17 protein-coding genes and 1 tRNA gene are annotated in these 22,902 nt (G+C 71.2%); 8 read left to right on the top strand and 10 right to left on the bottom strand.

The features are described from left to right. Positions 1–15 precede the first annotated feature (15 nt). Together Voc01_RS19520 and Voc01_RS19515 are read left to right on the top strand one after the other, a co-directional pair. Positions 16–89: transfer RNA gene (locus tag Voc01_RS19520), tRNA-Arg, on the top strand. Positions 90–537: 448 nt separating this feature from the next. Further along, positions 538–2,121 carry a TROVE domain-containing protein gene (locus Voc01_RS19515; RefSeq protein WP_203928904.1) on the top strand — a complete coding sequence of 528 codons (1,584 nt, stop codon included), beginning with the start codon at positions 538–540 and terminating at the stop codon, positions 2,119–2,121. Positions 2,122–2,275: 154 nt separating this feature from the next. Here Voc01_RS19515 and Voc01_RS19510 read toward each other — a convergent pair whose 3' ends face one another. Further along, entirely contained in the window at positions 2,276–3,385 is a 1,110-nt protein-coding gene (locus tag Voc01_RS19510) for a helix-turn-helix transcriptional regulator (protein ID WP_239160336.1), read from the bottom strand. Between the two features lie 119 nt (positions 3,386–3,504). On the opposite strand from Voc01_RS19510, the gene Voc01_RS19505 reads away from it, so the two are divergent. Continuing rightward, a complete protein-coding gene (locus tag Voc01_RS19505; protein ID WP_203928902.1) occupies positions 3,505–4,815 on the top strand; it encodes an FAD-binding oxidoreductase in 1,311 nt (436 codons plus the stop codon). Here Voc01_RS19505 and Voc01_RS19500 read toward each other — a convergent pair. Together Voc01_RS19500 and Voc01_RS19495 are read right to left on the bottom strand one after the other, a co-directional pair. After that, complete coding sequence (locus Voc01_RS19500) at positions 4,809–5,342, bottom strand: DinB family protein (protein ID WP_239160322.1); 534 nt, start codon at positions 5,340–5,342, stop codon at positions 4,809–4,811. The genes Voc01_RS19505 and Voc01_RS19500 overlap by 7 nt on opposite strands. A 16-nt stretch (positions 5,343–5,358) precedes the next feature. Next, positions 5,359–5,724, bottom strand: coding sequence for an Mth938-like domain-containing protein (locus Voc01_RS19495; protein ID WP_203928901.1), 366 nt, complete (start codon positions 5,722–5,724; stop codon positions 5,359–5,361). 63 nt (positions 5,725–5,787) lie between these two features. On the opposite strand from Voc01_RS19495, the gene Voc01_RS19490 reads away from it, so the two are divergent. Continuing rightward, positions 5,788–8,679: a putative bifunctional diguanylate cyclase/phosphodiesterase gene (locus tag Voc01_RS19490; RefSeq protein WP_203928900.1), complete on the top strand. Its 2,892-nt coding sequence runs from the start codon at positions 5,788–5,790 to the stop codon at positions 8,677–8,679. On the opposite strand, the gene Voc01_RS19485 is transcribed toward Voc01_RS19490, so the two are convergent. The 3 genes from Voc01_RS19485 to Voc01_RS19475 all read right to left on the bottom strand — a co-directional run bounded on the left by Voc01_RS19485 (position 8,654) and on the right by Voc01_RS19475 (position 13,262). Next, complete coding sequence (locus Voc01_RS19485) at positions 8,654–10,690, bottom strand: methyl-accepting chemotaxis protein (RefSeq protein ID WP_203928899.1); 2,037 nt, start codon at positions 10,688–10,690, stop codon at positions 8,654–8,656. The genes Voc01_RS19490 and Voc01_RS19485 overlap by 26 nt on opposite strands. A 14-nt stretch (positions 10,691–10,704) precedes the next feature. Continuing rightward, complete coding sequence (locus Voc01_RS19480) at positions 10,705–12,330, bottom strand: methyl-accepting chemotaxis protein (protein ID WP_239160321.1); 1,626 nt, start codon at positions 12,328–12,330, stop codon at positions 10,705–10,707. Between the two features lie 116 nt (positions 12,331–12,446). Continuing rightward, complete coding sequence (locus Voc01_RS19475; RefSeq protein ID WP_203928897.1) at positions 12,447–13,262, bottom strand: patatin-like phospholipase family protein; 816 nt, start codon at positions 13,260–13,262, stop codon at positions 12,447–12,449. 20 nt (positions 13,263–13,282) lie between these two features. On the opposite strand from Voc01_RS19475, the gene Voc01_RS19470 reads away from it, so the two are divergent. After that, complete coding sequence (locus tag Voc01_RS19470) at positions 13,283–14,386, top strand: acetate/propionate family kinase (protein ID WP_239160320.1); 1,104 nt, start codon at positions 13,283–13,285, stop codon at positions 14,384–14,386. Between the two features lie 49 nt (positions 14,387–14,435). Here the strand turns inward: Voc01_RS19470 and Voc01_RS19465 are convergent, their stop codons facing one another. The 4 genes from Voc01_RS19465 to Voc01_RS19450 are packed head-to-tail and all read right to left on the bottom strand — an operon-like array spanning position 14,436 to position 19,080. Continuing rightward, complete coding sequence (locus tag Voc01_RS19465; RefSeq protein WP_203928895.1) at positions 14,436–15,047, bottom strand: GTP-binding protein; 612 nt, start codon at positions 15,045–15,047, stop codon at positions 14,436–14,438. Then, positions 15,028–15,393, bottom strand: coding sequence for a DUF742 domain-containing protein (locus Voc01_RS19460; protein WP_203928894.1), 366 nt, complete (start codon positions 15,391–15,393; stop codon positions 15,028–15,030). The genes Voc01_RS19465 and Voc01_RS19460 overlap by 20 nt, the downstream gene beginning before the upstream one ends. A 43-nt stretch (positions 15,394–15,436) precedes the next feature. Then, the gene (locus tag Voc01_RS19455; RefSeq protein WP_203929024.1) at positions 15,437–15,838 is read right to left on the bottom strand and encodes a roadblock/LC7 domain-containing protein; all 402 of its coding nucleotides are present in this window, start codon (positions 15,836–15,838) and stop codon (positions 15,437–15,439) included. A gap of 14 nt (positions 15,839–15,852) precedes the next feature. After that, positions 15,853–19,080: a sensor histidine kinase gene (locus Voc01_RS19450; protein WP_203928893.1), complete on the bottom strand. Its 3,228-nt coding sequence runs from the start codon at positions 19,078–19,080 to the stop codon at positions 15,853–15,855. Positions 19,081–19,669: 589 nt separating this feature from the next. Here Voc01_RS19450 and Voc01_RS19445 point away from each other — a divergent pair. The 3 genes from Voc01_RS19445 to Voc01_RS19435 all read left to right on the top strand — a co-directional run bounded on the left by Voc01_RS19445 (position 19,670) and on the right by Voc01_RS19435 (position 22,872). Further along, complete coding sequence (locus Voc01_RS19445; protein WP_203928892.1) at positions 19,670–20,872, top strand: ABC transporter substrate-binding protein; 1,203 nt, start codon at positions 19,670–19,672, stop codon at positions 20,870–20,872. 125 nt (positions 20,873–20,997) lie between these two features. Continuing rightward, on the top strand, positions 20,998–22,044 hold the full coding sequence (locus tag Voc01_RS19440) for an ABC transporter substrate-binding protein (RefSeq protein ID WP_203928891.1): 1,047 nt from the start codon (positions 20,998–21,000) through the stop codon (positions 22,042–22,044). A gap of 3 nt (positions 22,045–22,047) precedes the next feature. Next, positions 22,048–22,872 carry an ABC transporter permease gene (locus tag Voc01_RS19435; protein ID WP_203928890.1) on the top strand — a complete coding sequence of 275 codons (825 nt, stop codon included), beginning with the start codon at positions 22,048–22,050 and terminating at the stop codon, positions 22,870–22,872. The last annotated feature ends 30 nt before the right edge of the window (positions 22,873–22,902 follow it).

Raw genomic sequence — 22,902 nt, 5'->3', positions numbered from 1 at the left:
CAACTGAATACACATGCCCTCGTAGCTCAGGGGAGTAGAGCGCGACGTTCCGAGTGTCGAGGTCGCTGGTTCGATTCCGGCCGGGGGTACGCAAGGGTACGCAGGCGGGCGTTGGCTGCCCAGCCGCCTTTCATACGGGCGGACGGCCCGGTTCGACACCGGGGCCTGTGACTGTGACCTCCCGGTGCGCAGGTGTACGGATACTTCGAGGTTCGAATCCTTGTGCCCCGACCAACGGGGCATGGCTCACCACATGGCGTGGGCACTCCGCACACCGCCTCGATCTCGGGAGGTCCATAGAAGCACCACCACCACAAGAAGCACCGGTGCCCGGTGCGAAGGCATACGGTTACTTCCACTCATAATGGGGAGGTTGCGGGTTCGAGTCCCGCCAGCCGCTATTCCCGCGGCTGTAGCTCAATTGGCAGAGCGACATGTACCGTGGCCGACCCTGATCTCGGGCACCCTCAGGGCCCGTGCCGACGTCCAGCGGACCTCGGTACGGGCCCTTCTTCCGGCGTCGAGAGGAGTTGTCGCATGGGTAAGTTCAACAAGCTGAAGGCCCGCCTCACGGGCCGCGGCCCGATCGTCGCCGAGGCGACCCCGTCCGGCGTCACGCACGAGGGCGGCGCCGGCTACGCGCACGACGCGAAGAGCGAGCTCTTCCTGCTCGCGGTCGCCAACTTCGTCGGCGAGAACACCTTCTACGAGAAGGCATCCGACCGCGACGCGCGGTTCGCCGGGCTCGTCCACGCGGTCGCCGTCGCCGATCCCGCGTGGATGACGCGGTTCCTGGCGTGGCTTCGCACCGGCGCGAACATGCGGTCGGCGTCGCTCGTCGGCGCGCTCGAAGCGGCACACGCGCTGCTCGGCGCCGGCAAGCCCGGCGGGCGTCAGCTCGTGGCCTCGGTGCTGCAGCGGGCCGACGAGCCCGGCGAGGCGCTGGCGTACTGGATGGCCGCCTACGGCCGCGCGGTGCCGAAGCCCGTCAAGCGCGGCGTCGCCGACGCGGTCGTGCGGCTCTACACCGAGCGCAGCCTCCTCAAGTACGACACCGCGACGCGCGGGTTCCGGTTCGGCGACGTCGTCGACCTCGTGCACCCCAGCCCGGCACCCGACAAGCCGTGGCAGGGCGACCTGTTCCGGCACGCGATCGACCGGCGCCACGGCCGCGACCGGCCCGCACCCGCGTCACTGCGGATCGTCGCCGCGAACGCGGCGCTGCGCACGGCGGCACGGGCCGACGCCGCGACCCTCACCGACGCCGGCACGCTCGCCCGGGCCGGCATGACGTGGGAGGACGTGCTGTCGTCGGGTGGCTCGGCGGTGGAGAAGGCGCGGCTGTGGGAGTCCGTCATCCCGTCGATGGGCTACATGGCGCTGCTGCGCAACCTCCGCGGCTTCGACGAGGCGGGCGTGTCCGACGACGTCGCGCAGACGGTGGCGGCGAAGCTGTCCGACCCGGCCGAGGTGGCCCGGTCGCGGCAGTTCCCGTACCGGTTCCTCGCCGCGTACGAGCAGGTGAAGTCGCTGCGGTGGGGACACGCCCTCGACCTGGCGCTGCAGCGGTCGCTGGCGAACCTGCCGGCTCTGCCGGGCCGGTCGCTGATCCTCGTCGACACGTCGTCGTCGATGACGTCGCGCGGGTTCTCGAAGCACTCGACGATGAGCCCGGTCAAGGCGGCGGCCGTCTTCGGGGTGGCGCTGGCCGCCAGGACCGGCGAGGTCGACCTGCACGGCTTCGCCGACGGGGTCTTCGAGCACCGGGTGGCGCCGGGCGCCTCGGTGATCCGCGAGGTCGACGCGTTCGTCAAGCGGGTCGGTGAGGTCGGGCACGCCACCCGGATCGCCGACTCGGTCCGGAAGACGCTGCGCAAGGACCACGTCCGCGTGTTCGTGTTCTCCGACATGCAGACGTTCGCCCCGCAGTACGGAGCGGGCGACGTCACCGAGGTCGTGCCGCGCGACGTCCCGCTGTACGGCTTCAACCTCGGCGGCTACAAGCGCACCGCGTTCGACGCCGGCACCCGCAACCGCTTCGAGTTCGGCGGCCTGACCGACGCCACGTTCCGCATGATCCCCCTCATCGAACGCGGCCAGTCGGCCGACTGGCCGTTCTGAGGCCGCCCCGCACCGTGCGGGTGTCTCTTCCCGCCGATCTTGCAGTTGTGGCCCCCGACAGAATGGGAATATCGCCACATTGGTGCGGCCACAACTGCAAGATCGGCGCCGGAAGGGGCGGCGCGGGGCGGGGCGGCGGGGCGCGCGGGGCGGGTCAGGCCGCCGCCAGGCGGCCTGAGGGGGTCAGGGTGTGGGGGGTTTCGCGGCCGGGGTGGTAGTGGTCGAAGTAGACCCTCGCCAGCAGCGCCTTGCGGCTGCGGACGCCGGCCTTGTCGAAGATGGACTTCAAGTGGTCCTGCACCGTGTGTGGCGACAGGTGCAGGGCCTTCGCGATGTCCGACGTTCCGGCGCCCTGGAGGACGTGGGTCACCACGTCGCGTTCGCGGCCGGTCAGGCCGAACGCGGCGATCACCAGGGGGACCACGTCGGGCGGGCCGGCCTCCTCGATGGTCACCACGACGCTGCGGGCCGACCCGTCGCGCGAGGCGAGCGGCGCCGCGTGCACCACCAGCCACCGGCCGGCCGGCGTGCGGTAGCGGCCCCGGGCCAGCCCGACCTGCCGACCGGCGGCGTGCGCGCGGGCCGTGGCGACCGTCGCGATGACCGCGAACGGCAGCACGCCCCACAGGTCGCCGCCGAGCTCGGCGACCCGCTCCGCCGCGGCGGGGGAGGCCTGCGTCACCTCGTTGGCGGAGTCGACCACGATCACGGCCGGGCCGTTCACCGCGGTGGCGGTCTCCACGGCGTCGACCACCAGCGCGGCCCGCAGGCCGAGCGCGATCAGCGGCGCGAGCCGGGCCAGCACGTCGGCCTCGGCGGTGCTGAAGCCGGCCGCGCCGACCTCCCGGTACAGCGAGCCGACGCCCCAGGTGGCGTTGTCGTAGCGGCACGCGACCCGCAGCTCGTGACCGTAGGAGAAGTGCGGCCGGATGAGCTCGCGGAACCGGGTGCTGCGTGCCGGGTCGCCGTCGGTGTCGTGGCTGAGCAGGCCGACGGGAGTGGCGCGCCGGGCGACGTCGGTGAACTTGTTGACGTCGTCGGTCTCGTACTCGAAGCGGGCGAACTCCTCGTCGAGGTGGTCGGGGAGGTTCAGCTTGAAATGCCCGGTGAGTAACTCAGTGTCAGGATCGGAGGTCCCCACGCAGGCCCCGTCGTACGGGATCGCGCCCCGCAGCAGCTGCAGGGTCGCCGCCTCGAACTGCCTGACGTCGAGCCCGGCCGCCGCCAGAGCCGATAATCGGGCCTGTACCTGTTCCACGCGCATGCTCGCCACGCCGCGATCATGTCACCCGGGCCAAGATCCGGGTATCCCACAAATCTGGGGGACGACCTGCCCAGACTGGTGGGATGGGAACCACGGCGCGCGGTGCGCAGGCTGATCGCATGCAGAACCTGGAGATCATCCGACCGGGCGACCCGACCTGGGACCTCGCCCGCATGCCCTGGAACGTCGCCGTCGACCAGCAGCCCGCCATGGTGGTGACCGTCCGTGACGTCGACGACGTCGTCGCGGCCGTGAAGCACGCCGCGGCGGAGGGACTGGCCGTGACGGCCCAACCCAACGGCCACGGCGCCACGAGCGCCCTCGACGGCACGATGCTGCTGCGCACGTCCCCCCTCGACGAGATCTCCGTCGACGTCGCCGCGCGGTCCGCCCGCGTCGGCGCGGGCGTGAAATGGGGGACGCTGCTCGCGCACCTCGACGGCACCGGGCTGATCGCGCTGGCCGGCTCCAGCCCCGACGTCACGGTGGTCGGGTACCTCCTCGGCGGCGGCCTGTCCTGGTTCACCCGCAAGTACGGGCCCGCCTCGCGGTCGGTCACCGCGATCGAGCTCGTCGACGCGAACGGCGAGCTCCACCGGGTGACCGACGGGGAGCTCTTCTGGGCGCTGCGCGGCGGTGGCGGCGAGTTCGGCATCGTCACCGCCGTCGAGTTCGACCTGTACGAGGAGCCGCTGCTCACCGGCGGCAAGCTGATGTTCCCCGGCGAGCAGGCCGCCGCCGTGCTCGGCGCCGTGGGCGAGCTGTCGGCCGTCGCGCCGCGCGAGCTGACGCTGTGGGCCGGCATCACGCACTTCCCGCCGATCCCCGACGTGCCGGAGCCGCTGCGCGGCAACACCTTCGCGGTCGTCGACGTGACGTACCTGGGCAGCGAGGCGGCGCTGACCCCGCTGCTCTACACGATCCGGCAGGCGGGTACCGCCGTGCACGACACGGTCGGCGCGGTGCCGGTCAGCCGGCTGGGCGAGATCGCGGCCGAGCCGGTCGACCCGATGCCGGCCCTCGACAGCAGCATGCTGCTGCACCGGTTCGACGGCGACGTCATCGAGCGGCTGCTGGCCGTCGTCGGCAAGGGCAGCGGGACCGCGCTCACGGTGGCCGCCGTGCGCCACCTCGGCGGCGCCTACGCCGAGCCCGGCCGCGACGGGGTGGCCGGCCCGCACGACGCCTCGCACCTGCTGTTCCTGCTCGGCGTCGCGGCGTTCCCGGGTGCGCCGGAGGCGATCGCGGCGTCGTTCGCCGCCGTGCGGCAGGCGATGGGACCGGAGTGCGCTCCGCGGGTCCCGGTGAACTTCCTCGGCGGCCGGGGGATCGACGCGGCCTACACCACGGCGGACCTCGACCGCCTGAGGGCGGTGAAGCGGCAGGTCGACCCGGCCGGCCGGATCCGCGGTAACAGGCCCCTCTACTGACCGACCCGGCCGTCTATACGTTCGCGCAGGATGTCGGCGTGGCCGTTGTGGCGGGCGTACTCCTCGACGAGGTGCACCAGCACCCAGCGCAGCGAGAGCGGGCCGCGGTCGGCGTCGGGGAGCGACACGTCCATCGGCGCCTCGCGGGCGAAGCTGTCGGTGAACGCGGCCTCGGCCCGCCACACCTCCCAGGCGTGGTCGACGACCGCCGGATCGGCCACGGCACCGGTGAAGTCCTCGTCGGCACCCGGGAAGAGCCTCGGCGCGTCGTGCTTCGCCAGGCCGCGCCGGATCCAGCCGCGCTCGACGTCGGCCAGGTGCCGCACCAGCCCGAGCAGTGACATCATCGACGGCTCCAGCGACCGCCGGGCGAGCCGCTCGGGCGTGAGCCCGGCGCACTTGAGCTCGAGCGTGCCGCGCTGCCAGGCCAGGAAGCCGAGCAGCGTGGCCCGCTCGTCGCCGCTGCCGGGCGGGTCGGCGCGGGGGTCCTCGGTCAGGTCTACGAACATGTCGGCGTAGCGGGGCACGGCCCGCACCTCCCGGCTAGCAGGTCGAGTGGAACAGTCCGCCGACCGCCCGGGTGGCGGCCAGCTCGTTGTAGACGCGCACCGCCTCCGTGGTCTCGGCGACGTGCACCGCGACGCCGCGGGCGTCGAGGGCCTGGAGCGTAGCCGGGTCGACCTCGAGCCGCAGCTCCATTCCCCGCGACAGCACGACCACCGTGGCGCCGTTGTCGATGAGCTCCTCGACGTCGCCCGGCTGGATGCCCGGGCTGTGCCGCGTGCCGGTCTCGTTCCAGTCCCACTCCCGGCCGCCGCCGGGGTAGAGCTTGAAGTCCTTGCCGGTGCCGAGACCGGCCACCTCCATGCGTCCCCACGAAACGGACTCGATCCTCGGTGAGTCGGCCATGGGTTGAACCTACGCGATCCGGTCGAAACCTACAGTCGGCGGCCGCGGTGCCGATGGGTCTGGGTGACCCGGAGGCTCATGATCGGGTACGGCGGCGTCATCACCGTGGCCGTCGCGCTCTACTTCGCGGCTCCCGGCGTCAGCTGGGTCTTCGCGGCGGCAATCGGCCTCGCCACGCTCGCCGCGGTCGGCGCCGGTACGGCACGCAACCGCCCGCGCCGACGGCTGCCCTGGCTGCTGATCGCGGCCGGGGTGGCGACGCTGTCGACCGGCGACGTGATCACCACCTACCAGACCACCCCCGCGTTCCCGACGGTCGCCGACGCGCTCTACCTGTCCATGTACCCGCTGTTGGGACTGGGACTGATCGGCCTGGTGCGGTCGGGCGCCGGGGTACGTGACACCGCCAGCCTCCTCGACGCCCTGACGTTCACCTGCGGCCTGGGCCTGCTGACGTGGATCTTCCTGATCGACCCGCTGATCGCCGCGCCCGACGTGCCGCTGCCCGCCCGGGCGACCTCCGTCGCCTACCCGCTGTGCGACGTGCTGCTGGTGACCGTCCTGATCCGGATGGCGACGAGCATGCGTCCCAGCACTGCGGTGACCCTGCTGGTCGTCGGCCTCGGCATGCTGCTGTTCGCCGACATCGCGTACGCGGTGCTCCAGATGACCGGCAACGGCGAGGTCGGCAGCGTGGTGGACGCGCTCTACGTCCTCATCTACCCGGCGATCGGACTGGCCGCGCTGCACCCGTCGATGGCGGAGCTGACCGAGCCGAGGCTGCTGCGCGCCACCCAGGCGGGCCGGCAACGGGTGGCCCTGCTCGGGCTGGCCGCGCTGATCCCGCCCGGTGTGCTCGTCACCGAGGCGCTGACCGGCGAGGTCCGCGACGCGCTCATGATCGGCGTGTCGTCGGCGGTGCTGTTCGGCCTCGTCGTGGCCCGGCTGTCCGGGGTGGTGGCGGGGCACCGGCAGTCGGTGGCCCGCGAGCTGGGGCTGCGCCGGGCCGGTGCCGCGCTGCTCGCCGCGGCCACCGTCGAGGAGGTGCTCACCGCCGTCGGCGCGGCCGTGGCGGACCTGCTGCCGCCGCACACCGGTCACCGGGTGGTGGTGACGACCGGCGAACCGGCTCCGCGGCGCGAGATGGAGATCCTGCGCACCGCGTCCGGCGACCGGATGCTGCGCTGCCCGCTGCTCGGCCGCCGCGTCACCGGGTCGCTCGACATCCACGCCGACGACGCCGCGCTGGTGACGCTGCAGGAGGCGGCCCAGGTCCTGGCCGGGCAGGCGGCGCTGGCCCTCGACGGCCTGGCCGCCGGCGCGGAAATCGTCCAACGGGAGAGCGAGGCCTACTTCCGGACGCTCGTGCTCAACGCCTCCGACGTCATCCTGATCCTCGACGACGCCGACCGCGTCCGGTACGCCAGCCCGTCGGCGGCGGCGATGTTCGGCCGCGACCCGGTCGGCTCGGCGCTGCCCGACCTCGTCGAGTCCCCGGTGCGGAACCTCCTGCGCGCGGTACGCGCCGGCACCGGGGCACCCGGGCTCGCCGACTGGACGCTGCCCGGCAGGCAGCTCGAGGTGGCCTGCCGCGACCTGCGGCACGAGCCGACGGTGGCCGGCGTCGTGGTGACCCTGCGCGACGTGACCGAGCACCGGCGGCTGGAGCGCGAGCTCCTGCACCGGGCCTACTACGACGACCTGACCGGGCTGCCGAACCGGGCCCTGTTCACCCAGCGCCTGGAGAAGACCGTCGCGGGCGGCGGGCCGGTGGGGGTGCTGCTGGTCGGCCTCGACGACTTCAAGGTCATCAACGACGCCATGGGTCACCACACCGGCGACGAGCTGCTCGCGGCCGTCGCCCGACGGCTGGTCGGGGTGCTCTCGCCGCGGTACGCCCTGGCCCGGATCGGTGGCGACGAGTTCGCGGTGCTGGTGGAGTCCGACGACGTGGAGACACCCGCCGCGGCGGTGCTCGCCGCGTTCGCCGAGGGGTTCCGGCTGCCCGGCGCCGGCGTCGTCACCTGCAACGCCAGCGTCGGCACGGTGACCACCGGAACGGCCGACGCCGAGGACGGCGTGCAGCTGCTGGGCCGGGCCGACATCGCGCTGGCGATGGCCAAGAACGGCGGCAAGGGTCGCGTCTGCCGCTACGAGACCACGCTGCACACCCGCATCCTGGAGCGGCTGCAACTGCAGGCCGCGCTCGACCGGGCCATCACCAACGGCGAGTTCCGGTTGGTCTACCAGCCGATCGTGGCGCTCGGACCGGGGCAGCTCCGCGGCTTCGAGGCCCTCGTACGCTGGCACCACCCGTCGCGCGGGATGGTGCCGCCGCTGGACTTCATCGGGATCGCCGAGGAGAGCGGCCTCATCGTGCAGCTCGGCGAGTGGGTGCTGCGCACGGCGGTCGCCACGGCGGTCACCTGGGGCGGCGCCGCCTACGTGTCGGTCAACGTGTCGCCCCGGCAGTTCCGCGCGCCCGGCTTCGTCGACCTGGTGCAGCGCGCGCTGGCCGAACACGGCCTGCCCGCCGACCGCCTGGTCCTGGAGATCACCGAGAGCCTCGTGCTCGCCGGTCGCGACCAGGAGCGGATCGAGGCGGAGCTGGAGGCGTTGCGCGGTGCTGGCGTACGGATCGCGATCGACGACTTCGGCACCGGCTACTCGTCGCTGAGCTACCTGCACCGGGTGCCGGTGGACCTCATCAAGCTCGACAAGTCGTTCGTCGACACGATCACCACGTCGGTGTCGCAGTACGAGCTGGTCAAGGGCATCATCGGGCTCGCGCACGCGTTGCGGCTCGCGGTGGTCGCGGAGGGCATCGAGACCGCGGCGGACCGGGAGCTGCTGGTCGCCGCCCAGTGCGAGTACGGGCAGGGCTACCTGTTCGCCCGCCCGATGTCGGCCGAGGACGCGCTCACGTGGGTCAGCGCAGTCCCAGCGCGGACGTGACGGTCAGCGCGATCTCGTCGAGCAGCGCCGGCGACAGGTCGACGAAGCGCAGGCCGACGTCGACGGACAGCCCGTCGGCCCGGTAGTGCATGACCTCCGCCCGCACCGTGACCGTGCGGTCGCCGCCGAGCGGCACGTGCGCGTCGATCGCGTCGCCCTCGCGCATCGGGGCGTCGGCCGGCACCGAGCACCGCAGCCCGCTCTCGCTGAGGTCGACGAGCTGACCGGTGTAGTCGCGCCCTCCGAAGGTCAGCCGGATCGGGCCGGTCATCGCCGCCCGCGGCAACCCGCGCCGCTCCAGCTGCTCGGTGAGGTCGACCATCGTCTCGATCCGGCCGATCGCCGCGGTCACGCTGGTGGCGAGGAGGTCGACGCTGGAGTTCTGCTCGCTGGTGACCGAACCGACCTGCGCGGTCGCCGACTCGATGTCGCCGATGCCGGCGGTCATCGCGGTCATCGTGGCCGCCATCGCGGCGGCGTTCTCCTCGACGGCCCGGATGGTCACCGCGATCTCGCCGGTGGACCGCGCGGTCGTGTCGGCCAGGTTCTTCACCTCGCCGGCCACGACACTGAACCCCTTGCCCGCCGCACCGGCCCGGGCCGCCTCGATCGAGGCGTTGAGCGCCAGCAGGTTGGTCTGCCGGGCGACGTCGGCGATCATCTTGGCGATGCCGCCGACCCGCCGCAGGCTCTCCGACATCTCGGCGGCGACCTGGTCGGCCTGCCCGGCGCTGCCGACCACCTCGCGGGTGATCGTGTTCGCCTCGCCGACCCGGGCGTCGATGGTGTCGGCCGCCTCGCGCACCGACGCCGTCTGGTCGACGACCTCGCGCAGCTCGGCCACCACGGTGGCGATCGTGTCGTCGATGAGGGTCTGCGCCCGCTTGCGTTCGCGCTGCTCGGACTGCCGCCGCTCGGCGTAGGCGGCCCGGATGTGCTCCTCGCGGTCGGCGTTGGCCCGGTCGAGGTCGATCTCCCGGGCGGCGATCGTGTCGAGCATGGTGTCGATGGCGCGGCCGAGCGCCCCGATCTCACCCGGCTCGTCGCCGCCGACCCGCAGCCCGCGGTCGCCGGCGACGGTCACGCCCTCGGCGACGCGCCGCAGCGGGGCGACCTTCTGGCGGATGGCCCGCCGGATCAGCACCGTGACGACGACCGCCAGGACGGCGCCCGCGGCGAGGGTCAGCAGGAACATGCGCAGCAGGGTGGCGTTGGCGGTGCGGTGGATCGGACGCTCGCGCACCGCCTCCACCACGACCGTCGGACCGCCCGTCGTCGGGATGGCGACGTCGAACGCGATGCGGTCGCCGTCGAGGATCCGGGTGTCGACCCGCAGGTCACCGAGGCGGCTCCCGAGCGTGAGGACCTCGCCCGACGGCGACCGCGTGGTCAGCGTGACGGGTAGGCCGATGCCGGCACCCAGCTCGGCGAGGCGCTCGGGGGACAGGGCCTTGAGGAAGATCAGGCCACCGGACGCGGGTCCGGAGCTGTCGGTCGGGTAGCTGGCGAAGCCGCAGTACACGTACGGGACGGCGGTCACGGAGGTGACGCCGCAGCGCTCCTCGCCGGCCGCCGCGGCGGGGTCGACGAGCGTGCCGAGCACGGCCGGCGAGGCGAGCTCGGCCGGCAGCGGCACGAGCCGGTTCCCGCCGTCGATCAGCCCGCCGACCCGGATCGACAGGTCCGGCCCGACGCCCACGACCCCGTCGAGCCCGTAGTCCTCGCGCATGTCGGCGGGCGGGAAGTCGGCGGCGAACGTCTCGGCGTCGGCGTCCCGCACGTCGGCGAAGCTGCTGTCCCAGATCGAGTTCGTGGCGCCGAAGTTCGAGATCAGCTGCAGCTCGTAGTCCAGCGCGATCCGCAGCCGCTGCGCGTCCTCGGCGGCCGCGACGCTCTCCAGGTGGTCGAACGCCGAGCCGGCGATCTGCCGCAGGGACAGGAAGCCGGCGGCGAGCAGCACGGCGACGAGCACCGCGGTGACCGGCCACGTGCTCCAACGGGTCCGCTTCACGTCGCCCTTTCCGCTCAGACGCGGAAGCGGGCGACCGAGCTCTGGAGGTCGCGGGCCAACCGGCCCAGCTCGTTCACGGTGCGGTCGGCCTCGGAGAGGCTGCTGGTCGTCGCCTGCGCGGCGTCGGCCACGCCGGAGATCGTGTGCGCGATGTTCCCGGCGCCGTTGGCCGCGTCGCCGATGCTGCGGCCTATCTCGTTGGTCGTGGCCGTCTGCTCCTCGACCGCGGAGGCGATGGTCAGCTGGTAGTCGTTGATCTTCGCGATGATCCGGCTGATCTCGGCGATGGCCTCGACCGCGTTGGAGGTGTCGGACTGGATCGTCTCCACCCGACGGGAGATGTCCTCGGTGGCCCGCGCGGTCTCCTGCGCCAGGTCCTTGACCTCGCTCGCGACCACGGCGAAGCCCTTGCCGGCGTCGCCGGCCCGGGCCGCCTCGATCGTCGCGTTGAGCGCGAGCAGGTTGGTCTGCTCGGCGATCGCCGTGATCGTCTTGACCACGTTGCCGATCTCGGTCGACGACTCACCGAGCTTGGCCACGGTGTGGTTGGTGGTCTCGGCGACGCCGACGGCGTCGGAGGCCACCCGCGCGGCGTCGTTGGCGTTCTGGGAGATCTCCCGGATCGAGGCGTTCATCTGCTCGGCACCCGCGGCCACCGTCTGGACGTTCTGGGACACCGTGCCGGCCTCGCCTGCCACGATGTTCGCCTGGTCGGCGGCTTCCTGTGCGCTCTGCCCGATGCGGACGGTGACCTGGGCGAGCTGCTCGGCGCTCTGACCGAGCGTGTGCGCGCCGCTGGTGAGCGTCTCCAACGTGCTGCGGATGCCGTCGGCGGCCCGGTTGACCGAGTCCGCCATCGACCCCAGCTCGTCGCGGGCGCGCACCTCGGCCCGGCGGGTCAGGTCGCCGCTGGCCATGCCGCTCAGCGAGGTGGCCACCGACCGCAGCTGGGCGGTCATCAGCCGGTTCACCCACAGACCGAAGAGCAGCGCCACCACCAGGCCGACGACGAGCAGGCCGATGACCCACAGGCGGGCCCGGTTGTACAGCGCGTTGCCCTCGTCGGTGCGGGCCTTGGCCTCGTCGGTCTCCAGCTTCTGCAGCGTGGCCAGCGCCGCGTTCATCGCGTTCTCGGAGTCCTCCCACAGCTTGGACTGCGCCGCGTAGTCGGTGGGCAGGGAGACGCCGGCGGGCGGCTTCTCCTGGAACACGAGGCTGTTCCGCAGGTAGGTGTACCGGGTGAACGTGGACGAGAACGCCTCGACCTGCGTCTGCCGGGCCGCCGAGCCCGCGGTCCGGTCGCGGTACGTCGTGAGTGCGTTCTGGATCATGGCGTCGGCGTCGCGCACCGTCTGCCGCCCCAGCGGGCCCAGTTGCGGGTCGCTGACGCTGAAGCCGTAGAGGCTCAGGCCGCGGTACATCTCGCCGACGCCCTGCCGCATCTGGACCAGCTGGGCCATGCTCTCGAGGTTCGAGGTCTCCAGCTTGTCGACGTTGGCGTTGAGCTCCGACATCCGGGCCATCGAGAGGACGCCGATGCCGATGGCGACCGCGGCCACCACGGCGACCGTCACGAGGTTCTTCACGCCGACCGAACGGTCGGCCAGCCACCCCACGAGTCGATTTCGTTTGATGGTCACCGCAACGGTTGATCCCGCCACCATGCGTCTCACGCCCCCCGGATGTGACGACTGGCCCGCTATTTCGCCCAGGGTCCAATCGGACGTTCGGCCGTGGGTCTGAGAAAAACCGCCGATCAGGTCTTTTCCGGGCCGATCTCCTTGGGGCCGAGCCACTCACGACGGGCCTCGACCACGTCGAGCAGCGCGCGCAGCACCGGCAGCGCCCGCTCCGTGGCCTCCCGGCCGGCCCGCTCGAACTCCGGGATGCGCGAGAGCTCCCAGAACGCGAACTCGTCGACCTCCGGCGCGAGCACCAGGTCGGCCTCGACGGCCAGCTGTTCCGCGACCCCGGTCTGGAGGTGGGTCGCCGCGACGAGGATCTGCAGCATCGAGGTCGGCGCCCGCCGGGGGAGCGGACCCGACACGTCGACCGCCACCACGACGTCGGCGCCCAGGGTGCGGGCGACCCCCGCCGGCACGAGGTCGACCAGGCCGCCGTCGACGAGCAGCCGGTCGTCGCGGGTCACCGGCGGGAACACCCCGGGGATCGCGGCGCTGGCGAGCACCGCGTCGGCGACCGGTCCCTCGGACATGACGATCCGGGCGCCGGTGGTCAGCTCCGCCGCCACCGCGGCGAAGGGCACCTCGAGGTCGGCGAACGCGCGGCTGCCCAGGGTCTGGTCGAGAAACCGGCCCAGCCGTGCGGTGTCGAGCAGCGCCCGCCGGTTCATCGCCGGTAGGACCAGCCGTGTCCACCGGAGCTTGCGCGCCATGTCGGCGATCTCCGCCGGTCTCATTCCGGCGGCGTACAGCGAGCCGACGACCGCACCGGCGCTGGTGCCGGCGATGACCGCCGGCGCGAGGCCGGCCTCCTCCAACGCGGCGAGCACACCGATGTGTGCCGCGCCCCGGACGGCGCCGCCACCCAGTGCGAGCCCTATCGTGGCCATCTGCGGATAGCCTCCTCTGCGTGATCCTGGTATTAAACAGCGGCTCGTCGAGCATCAAGTACCGGCTGGTCGACCCGGCCGACCCCGGGGCCGGCGGGAAGGGCGTCGTCGAACGGATCGGGGAGGCCGACGGGCCCGCCGACCACACCGAGGCGCTGCGCGCGGTGTTCGAGGACCTGAGCGGCGGCACCCCCGACGGGGTCGGCCACCGGGTGGTGCACGGCGGTGACCGGTTCGTGCGTCCGACGCTGCTCGACGACGACACCGTCGCGGCGATCCGCGACCTGACCCCGCTGGCGCCGCTGCACAACCCCGGTGCCGTGGCCGGGATCGAGGCGGCCCGCGCGACGTTCGGCGACGTGCCGCACGTCGCGGTCTTCGACACCGCCTTCCACTCCGACCTGCCGCCGGTGGCCGCGACGTACGCGATCGACCGCGAGGTGGCCGCCCGGCACGGCATCCGCCGGTACGGGTTCCACGGCATCTCGGTGGAGTACGTCGCCGGCCGTACCGCGGCGCTGCTCGACCGGCCGCTCGCCGACCTCAACCTGGTGGTGCTGCACCTCGGCAACGGCGCGAGCGTGACGGCCGTCCACGGTGGACGGAGCGTGGAGACGTCGATGGGCTTCACGCCGTTGGAAGGGCTGGTCATGGGAACCCGTTGCGGCGACCTGGATCCGGCGCTGCCCGGCTTCCTCGAACGGGCCGGGCTGTCACCGTCCGAAGTGGACACCCTGCTGCAGCACCGCAGCGGGCTGGCCGGCCTCTGCGGCGACAACGACATGCGCACCGTCGAGCGGCGGCGGGCCGAGGGCGACGAGGCGGCGACGCTGGCCTTCGACGTGTACTGCCACCGGATCCGCCGGTACGTCGGTGCCTACCACGCGACGCTGGGCCGGCTCGACGCCGTCGTGTTCACCGCCGGCATCGGGGAGAACTCGTCCGCGGTGCGGACCGCGAGCCTCGCCGGCCTCGAGGGGTGGGGCATCGCGGTCGACCCGGACCGCAACGACGGCCGGGGGGCGCGGGTCATCTCGCGGGACGACGCCCGGGTCGCCGTCTGCGTCGTACCGACCGACGAGGAGCACGCCATCGCCGAGGCGGTGACGGGTTTTCTGGCCTGAGACACGGAAAACGGGCCGGCGCGTCGACGCGCCGGCCCGTTCCGGGGTTTCAGCCCAGGGCGTTGACGTGCCGCTGCTGGGCACGCAGCGTCTGGATCGCCTGCTGCACCACGACGACCAGCACGTGCCGCACCGACTCGCGCAGGCGCGCGTCGCAGAAGACCAGCGGCACGCTCTCGGGGATCGCGAGCGCCTCGCGGACCTCGTCGGTGTCGTAGCGCGGCGCGTCCTCGAACGTGTTGACCGCCGCCACGTACGGCAGTTCCCGGTTCTCGAAGAAGTCGATCGCGGCGAAGCTGTCCTCGACCCGGCGCGTGTCGACCAGAACCAGGGCGCCCAGGGCGCCCCGGATCAGCTCGTCCCACATGAACCAGAAGCGGGACTGGCCGGGCGTACCGAACAGGTACAGGATCAGGTCGTCGCTGAAGGTGATACGGCCGAAGTCCATCGCCACGGTGGTGGTCGTCTTGTCGGGAACCTTCGACACGTCGTCGACCGACAGGCCGGCCGACGTCATCAGCGCCTCGGTCGTCATGGGCGTGATCTCGGAGATCGCGCCGACGAGCGTGGTCTTTCCGACACCGAAACCGCCGGCCACCACGATCTTCGCGGAACGGACCCTGCCGGAGCGGCCCGATCGGTCAGAGCCGATGGAGTCCAATGAGTACCCTTTCGAGAACGTCGATGCGCTCGGAGAAGTCACCCGGGTCGCCGATTTCGTGCAGGAGCAGCAGTCCCGCACTGACCATGTCGTCGACGACCACCCGGGCCACGCCCAGGGGCAGGCGTAGATGGGCGGCGACTTCCGCCAGTGACTGAGGTCGTTCACCACACAACTGCATGATGCGTCGGCGGTCACGGTCACCGTAGTGGGATTCCTGCGTCCCACGGGTGGTCGTCTCCAGCAACGCCTCGATGGCTATCGTGCGGGTCGCCTCGGTACGACCACGGGTGACCGCGTACGGGCGCACCAGGCGCCCCCGTGGATCGTCATCGGCCCGGCCCATCGGGATGGTCCTCCCAACCCCCTCAGTGGTGCGTTAGCGTTCTTTACCACTCAGCGCCGGTGGTGACGGCGTCCCGTCGACCAGGCGCGAGCGCCTTGCCGACGCGCTCCACCAACAGCGCCATCTCGTAGCCGATCTGACCGACGTCGGTCTGTCGTGCCGCGAGCACCGCGATCGACGACCCGTCACCGATGGCCATCGTGATCAGGGATCCCTGATCCATGTCCACGATGGTCTGGTGCACCGTACCGCCTTCGAAGTGCCGGGACACACCGTACGTCAGGCTCACCAGACCCGCCGTGATCGCGGCGAGTTGCTCGGCGCGGTCGTCGGGCAGGCCGTCGGTGCCGGCGAGCAGCAGCCCGTCGACCGACACGACAACCACGTGAGCGACACCTGCCACCTCCTGTGCGAAGGTGTTGAGCAGCCAGTTCATGCGGTGCATGTGGCCTGTACCGCTCATCGATCGTTCCCCTCGTTCGTTCCTGTTCCGTTGGCCCCGCCGCCATCGGTGGCGAGTGCCCGTCCCCGACGGACGCCGCGGTGGTAGGCACCGAGCCTGCCGCGGATCTCCTCGGGGTCCCTGGCGCTTCGCTGCACCGGCCGCTCGCTCACCCCGCCGGGGACGAGCTGTGCACGCGGCTGGCGCTTCGGAAGCCCGGATCTGGTGCGGTCGTTGACCGGCGGGGAGGCGGCCGCCGCGGCGGCCCGCCATCCCGCGTCGGCCCGGGTGCGCCAGATGTCGCCGGATTCGGTGGCTTCACCGGAACCGGCCGACGGGTTCGCGCCCCCATTGGCTTGACCGTTGGTGTTCTGGCCGTTCGCGGCGGCCGAACCACCGTTGGTCGCGCCGACCGGGGTGGCGGCACCCGGAACGGTCGTGGTCTGAACGGTGCTGCCCTGCAGGGCACTGGTGCGCGACGCGGACTGACCGGCGTAGACCGGTTGCGTCTCCTGGCTTTCGCCGGTGCTGCCCGGTTCCGGCTCCTGCCAGCTCCGCGTGGCGCTGTGGCCGTGGGTGCGGAACCAGCTGGCCTCGATCTCGCGGAAGATGGGCATCTCGGTCGTGTCGTCGACGTTGACCGTCCGCTGCGGCTCCGGCTCGGGTTCCGGCTCGGGGGCTGGCGCGGGCGCCGGAGCGACCAGACCCGCCCAGCGGTCGTCACCGGTGCCGCGGTGGACCGGCAGCTGCTGCGTGGTGTCGGCCGCCTCTGTCGGCGGGAACACCGGCCACGCCGGGGGAGCGGAGGCACCGAGCTGGCGGCTGCCACCGTTCTGCACCGGCGGCAGCGGCATGTGCGCCGGCGGCGGCGCGATCTGCGGAGCCTGCGCCTGCTGCGCCCCGAACTGCGGTGCCCCGATCTGAGGTGACCCGATCTGATGTGACCCGATCTGATGTGACTGAGTGGCGTAGGCCGACAACGGCGTGCCGAACTGCGCCTGCGGCGCCGCGAACTGCGCGGGCTGCGCCGCCTGGACGGGCTGCACGGGCTGGGTCTGCTGGGCCTCGCGCTGCGGAAGCTGCGGCTGGAACTGGCCCGGCTGCGCGCCGAGGGGCTGTGAACCAAGGGGCTGTGAACCAAGGGGCTGTGAACCAAGGGGCTGTGAACCGAACGAGCCGTAGGCGGGGGCCGGCTGCTGGCCGAACGGCGAGGGCTGGTGTGCGCCACCGAGCTGCGGCTGCTCCTCGGCCCGCGCCGAGCGCTGCGGCAGCGGCGGCGACTGGCGCCACCGGTCCTCGACCGCCGGCGCGCCGGCGGAACCGAGGTTGCTGATCTGGCGGGTGACCGGCAGCACCAGCACGCCGCCGGGCATCTTCAGCTCGACAACCGTTCCACCGGCCGGGTTGCCCTGCACGAACACCTGGATGCCGTGCCGGTAGGCGAGGCGGCTGACGACCGCCAGACCCATCATCCGGAACGTGGTGACATCGATGGTGGGCGGAGCGGCGAACCGCGCGTTGTGCGCCGCCGCCTCCTCCTGGGTCATTCCCAGGCCGCGGTCCTCGATGCGGATGTAACCGGTGTCGCCGATCCGCCGACCCTCGACGATGACGGAGGTGTCGGGCGGCGAGAACCGGGCCGCGTTGTCGAACAGTTCGGCGAGCAGCCGCACGACGTCGTTGACCGCGTGCGCGGCGATCGACACGTCGTCGTCGACCGCGCCGAACTCGATGCGCTCGTACTGCTCGACCTCGGACTGCGCGGCACGCAGCACGTCGGCCAGCGGCGCGTCCTCCGACCGGGGCGGGCTGGTGTCGGCGCCGGCGAGCACGAGAACGTTCTCGTCGTTACGACGCATCCGGGTGGCGAGGTGGTCGAGCTGGAACAGCTGGGCCAACCGCTGCGGGTCCTCCTCGCCACGCTCGATCCGGTCGAGCTGACCGATCATCCGGTCGACCAGGGTCTGCGAGCGGCGGGCCAGGTTGAGGAACATGGCCGAGACGCTCGCGCGCAGGACGGCCTGTTCGGCCGCGATCCGGACGGCTTCCCGGAGAACGACCTGGAAGGCCTGTGCCACCTCGCCGATCTCGTCGCGGGTCTTGATGCCGATGGCGTCGGGCACCGACGCCGCGATCTCGTCCGGCGTGCGTTGGCCGATGGCCTTGGAGTCCTGCAGGCTACCGACCGCCTCGGCCAGCTCACGCTCGGCGACGCGCAGCGCGCCGTCGCGCAGGCGGCGCAGCGTGCGCGCCATCGACCGGGCGGTGAAGAACGCCAGCGCGATCAGGATGAGCAGGACGGCGATGATGATGGCCGCTTCGATGAGCACCTGCCGCTGCACGTCGGTGGTGACGTCGCGGGTCAGCGTCAACAGGTCGGCGTCGATCTGCACCTCGGCGGTGCGCATCAGGTCGCTGACGGAACCGAGCGCGCTGTCGGCGAGGGCGGGGAAGGTCGGCTCGAACTCCGGGGTGCCGCTGGCGAGGATCCGGGACAGGTCGGCGGTGGTGTTGTCGGCCAGCTGCATCGCGTCACCCGCGATCACCCGGTCGACCACGGCCAGCTGGTTGTTCGTCGCGGCCGCCAGGAACTGGTCCAGCGCTTCTTCCTGGCCGGTGAGGCTGGCGATGAACTGTGAGTACTGCTGCGCGCCGTTCTGCGAGCGGAGCGCCTCGTAGGCGACAGCCTGCTGCGAACCGACGAGAAGCTTCGCGCGGGAGAACGCCGCCGCCGCGATCAGCGAGTCGGACAGGCGCGGGTCGGCCGTGGCCTGACTGACGTCCTGCAGGTAGGAGACCAGCTCACCGATGATGAGGCCGTAGCGCTGCATCGACTCGGGCAGGCTGGCCGGCGCCACGCCGTTGCCCGTGACGGAGTTCCGGAGGCCGCCAAGATTGTTGAACAGTCCGTCGATGCTGTCGAGGCGGTCCTGAATGGCGTCGGGCACCGAGTCGAGCCGCCGTGCCGCGGTGTTGTAGTTGTTGGTGGCCGTGCCGGTGCGGGCGATCTGGCCGTTGAACGCCTGGGTGATCGGGTCCTTGGTCTTCGCCTCGGCGCCCCTCGCGACGATGACCGCCGCGGCCGCCATCCGCTCCCTGTGCAGCTCGTGCGCGAGCGCGGTCGCCCGGTTCGACACGTTGGTGAGGTCACCGATCTGAGCCGCATCCTGCGCCTGGTTGTTCGAGTCGTTCAGGCGCAGCACGGTCAGGGTCAGGATCGCGAGCACCGGAATGATGAGGATCAATCCGAGCTTTGTCCTGATCCGGACATCGGCCAGGCTCGGCATGAGCCGTCGACCCCGGTTACCGTTGGGGGACCGGTCTGACCGGCGCGGTCCAGGCATGGATCTGCGCGTCTCCTCGGTTGCATCACGGCGCTGGCCATCTGCTGGGTGGATCGGTGTTCTGCCCACAGCGCACACTCCAGGGGCGACGCTCATCGCGAATCCGACTGATCGTCCGCGGCATTTCACCACGACTGACCACCAAAGGGAAGCCCGGCCCTCGGGTAACCCATCGGTAAGGGCCGACCGCTTGTGACATCGGGCCCGGAACGTGCTGCGTCGCCACAGCATTTCATAGGCATCGTTCGAGGTCACAGTGGCTGTGGTCAACATTTACGTTGATTGAGCAACGATAAAGGTGAATCTGGAACTTGACCGGGTCGCCATGCGTTGGCAAGGTATGTCCTCATCGGACATTGCGGCGGCCCGCGAACCCGCCGCATCGCGGCATGCCCTCCAAGGGTTCATCTCCCACCGGTTTGCGGTATTTACCAACGCCGCCGGTGGTTCGCGCGATCGGGTGTGGATGTCCACTTAGGAGGGTGGCGACGTGGTGCGCAAGAGCGCCATGCGTGTCCTGGGGGTCCTGGTTCTCCTGTTGTCGGGAGCAAGCTGTTCCCTGACGGACGACTCCGCCGACGTTCCCGAACTCGTGGTCGCCGCGACGCTGGAGCTCACCGGCTCCCTTGCCGACGTCGGAAACGCGCACCAGCGCGCGCTGCGGCTCCAGGAGGAGCAGATCAACGCCAGCGGCGTCCTGGGCGAGCGCCGGCTGCGGGTCGTGATCCGCGACAACCAGTCGAACCCCGAGCTCGCGGTGAACCAGATCAGCGACTTCGCCGGCGACTCCTCTGTCTCCGCAATCATCTCCGGTGCGTGCAGCAGATGCGCTCTCAACGGGACCAAGGTTGCCAACGAGAAGCAGGTGCCGCTCATCTCGCTCGCCCCGTCGACGAGGGTCGCGGCCCGGGGCGCGGACACGCCCGAGCGCAACTTCGTCTTCAAGATCGGCGCCAACGGCACCGACAGCGTCCGCGCCCTCCTCGACGAGATCGTTCCGGACGCCGCGCCGGCGAACGCTCCGCCGCGCAGGCTGGCCGTGCTCTACCCCGACGACGACTATGGCACCGACGGGTACGCCGCGCTCACCACCGCGATCGCCAACTCCGGCGCCGTCATGGCCGGCGACGCGAAGTACAGGGCCGACGGGTCGAACCTCAAGGATCAGGCCGCCAGCCTGGTCGCCGGCAAGTCGACGTCGCAGCGACCCGAAGCGGTGCTCGTGTTCGCGCTTCCCCCGCAGACGGGTCCGGCCGCACAGGCGCTCAAGGCGGCCGGGTTCCAGGGTGACCAGGTCTACTACGACAGCGCCGCCGCCGGCGGCCTGTTCCTGTCGGAGCCGGCCGTCGAAGGCGCGACGATCGTGTTCTCGCAGACGCTCGCGATGGACGACGTCATCGCGAGCACGCCGGCCAAGGCCAACCGCAAGCAGTGGTTCGAGGACTTCACCTCCCGGTACGGCGCCTATCACGGTCAGGCGTCGTTCGCCGCCGACGCGCTCTCCGCGGTGGCGACCGCGTTCGACCGGGGCGAAACGACGAACCGGGTTCAGCTGTGCGACGTACTGGAGTCCATGGAGAACGACGGCCTGAGTGGCCCGCTGCGGATGACACCGCTGAACCACTCCGCGCTGATGCCCCAGGCCCTGGAGACCCTCGTCGCCAAGGGCGGCCGGTGGAGGCTGCTCGGCTGAACCGACAATGACAGACCCCGGGGCGAGCAGGTCGGGAGCAGGCCCGACCGGCTCGGAAGCCCCGTTACCCGATGCGGACCGCTTGTTCGCGTCGCGGGAATCACCCCACACGGATGGAAGGTTCAATGACGACGATCTCGCGTCGGAAGTTCATGGCCGCAACGGGTCTCACCGCCATGGGCGCGACACTTGGCGCCTGTTCCAGTGACGACAAGAAGTCAGGCGGCTCGTCCAACGGCAAGGTGGACAAGGTCACCTACCTGACGGTTCTCGGCAACCTCGGCCGGGACGCGTACATCCACGCCGCGGTGAGCAAGGGTTTCTTCAAGGACGTCGGCATCGAGGTCAACGTCCAGTTCGGCCAGGCCGGCGACTTCAACCACAACCAGTTGCTCGGCGGGCAGGCCCAGTTCGCCTCGGTCGACATCGCGGGCGCGATCATCCGGGCGGGCAAGCAGGCGAAGCCGGAGGACCGGAACCTGCGGATCATCGGGGTGGTGCACCAACTCACCCTCAACTCCGTGGCCGTCTTCGATGACAAGCAGAACATCAAGTCCCCGCGGGACCTGCAGGGCAAGAAGGTGGGCGCGATCACCGGCGCGGCCCCGCGGGCGCTGTTCCCGGCGTACGCCAAGCTGGCCGGCATCGACGAGAAGTCCATCGTGTGGACCGACGCCACCCCCCAGAACAACGTGGCCCTGCTGGCGACCAACCAGGTGGAGGCGCTGGCCACTCAGCTGGTCACCAAGCCCAGCCTGGAGAAGGCGGGCAAGGGTCGCAAGATCGTCATGTTCCCGTACAGCGACTTCATCTCCGACCTGTACGGCGTCACCATCATGACCCACAAGGACGTCATCGCGAAGAACCCCGACCTGGTCAAGCGCTTCAACCAGGCGATCATGCGGGGGGTCAAGTACTCGGTCAACAACCCCGAGGAGACCGCGAAGTTCCTGAAGGCGAACGACAACACCGTCGACGAGGCCCAGGCGGCCGGGGAACTCGCGATCCTCAAGCCGAACTGCCTGCCCGCCGGCGGTGCTCCGGTGGGCACCTTCGACGACGCCAAGATGGCGCGGAACATCGCACTGCTGCAGGGGCTCAACCTCATTCCGGGCGGACTCACCCCCAAGGACATCGCCGACACGAGCTTCCTCCCGTCGAGTGTCGAGTAATACGTGACCGTCAAGACGGCTGTTCCACAGGCTGAGTCCGTCGGGAGTCCCAGGCGACGTTCACCGGCGGCGTTCGCGCTGCCGGTGCTCGGGATCTCCGCGGCACTCGGCCTGTGGTGGCTGGCCACCGCGCTGTTCGACCTCGATCCGCTGTTCGTGCCCGGGCCACTCGACCTCGTCGAGGCGACGCGCGGGCCGGGCCGGGGCCAGTACCTGGTGGACCGCACGTGGGAGACCGTTCAGGTCACGCTGATCGGCTTCACCATCGCCATGCTCGGCGGGTTCGTCATCGCCGCGCTGCTGGCCACGTTCAGCAGCGTCGAACGGGCGACCATGCCCGTGCTCGTGGCACTCAACGCCGTCCCCAAGGTGGGTCTCGCCCCGCTCCTGGTCGTCTGGCTCGGGTTCGACATCGAGCCGAAGGTCGTGCTGGTGGTCCTGATCTGCTTCTTCCCGATGGTGGTGGCGACCATGTCGGGTCTCGCCTCGACGCCGTCGGAACTGGGGGAGCTCACCGCCTCGTTGTCCGCCTCGCGTTGGCAGACGTACATCAAGGTGCGGGTGCCGTGGGCGCTGCCGCAGATCTTCGTCGGACTCAAGCTCTCCGTGCCGCTCGCGGTCATCGGTGCGGTCGTCGCCGAAACCAACAACCCGAACTCCGGTCTCGGCAGTGCGATCGTCAAGGCGTCCGCGCAGTTCGAGACCGCGCTCGCTTTCGTGTGCCTGGTGCTGCTGAGCGTGCTGAGTTCCGGTCTGTTCTATCTGGTGGTCGTGGTGGAACGGTTGACGCTGCCGTGGGCACGGGCAATCACCGCCCAACGGATGTGACGTCGATCCGCCGCCCGAACGGTCGTCGAC

Source organism: Virgisporangium ochraceum (assembly GCF_016863655.1).
Taxonomy (GTDB): domain Bacteria; phylum Actinomycetota; class Actinomycetes; order Mycobacteriales; family Micromonosporaceae; genus Virgisporangium; species Virgisporangium ochraceum.
The sequence above is the reverse complement of the archived record's forward strand: the minus strand, read 5'-3'. Positions and strand labels throughout refer to the sequence as shown.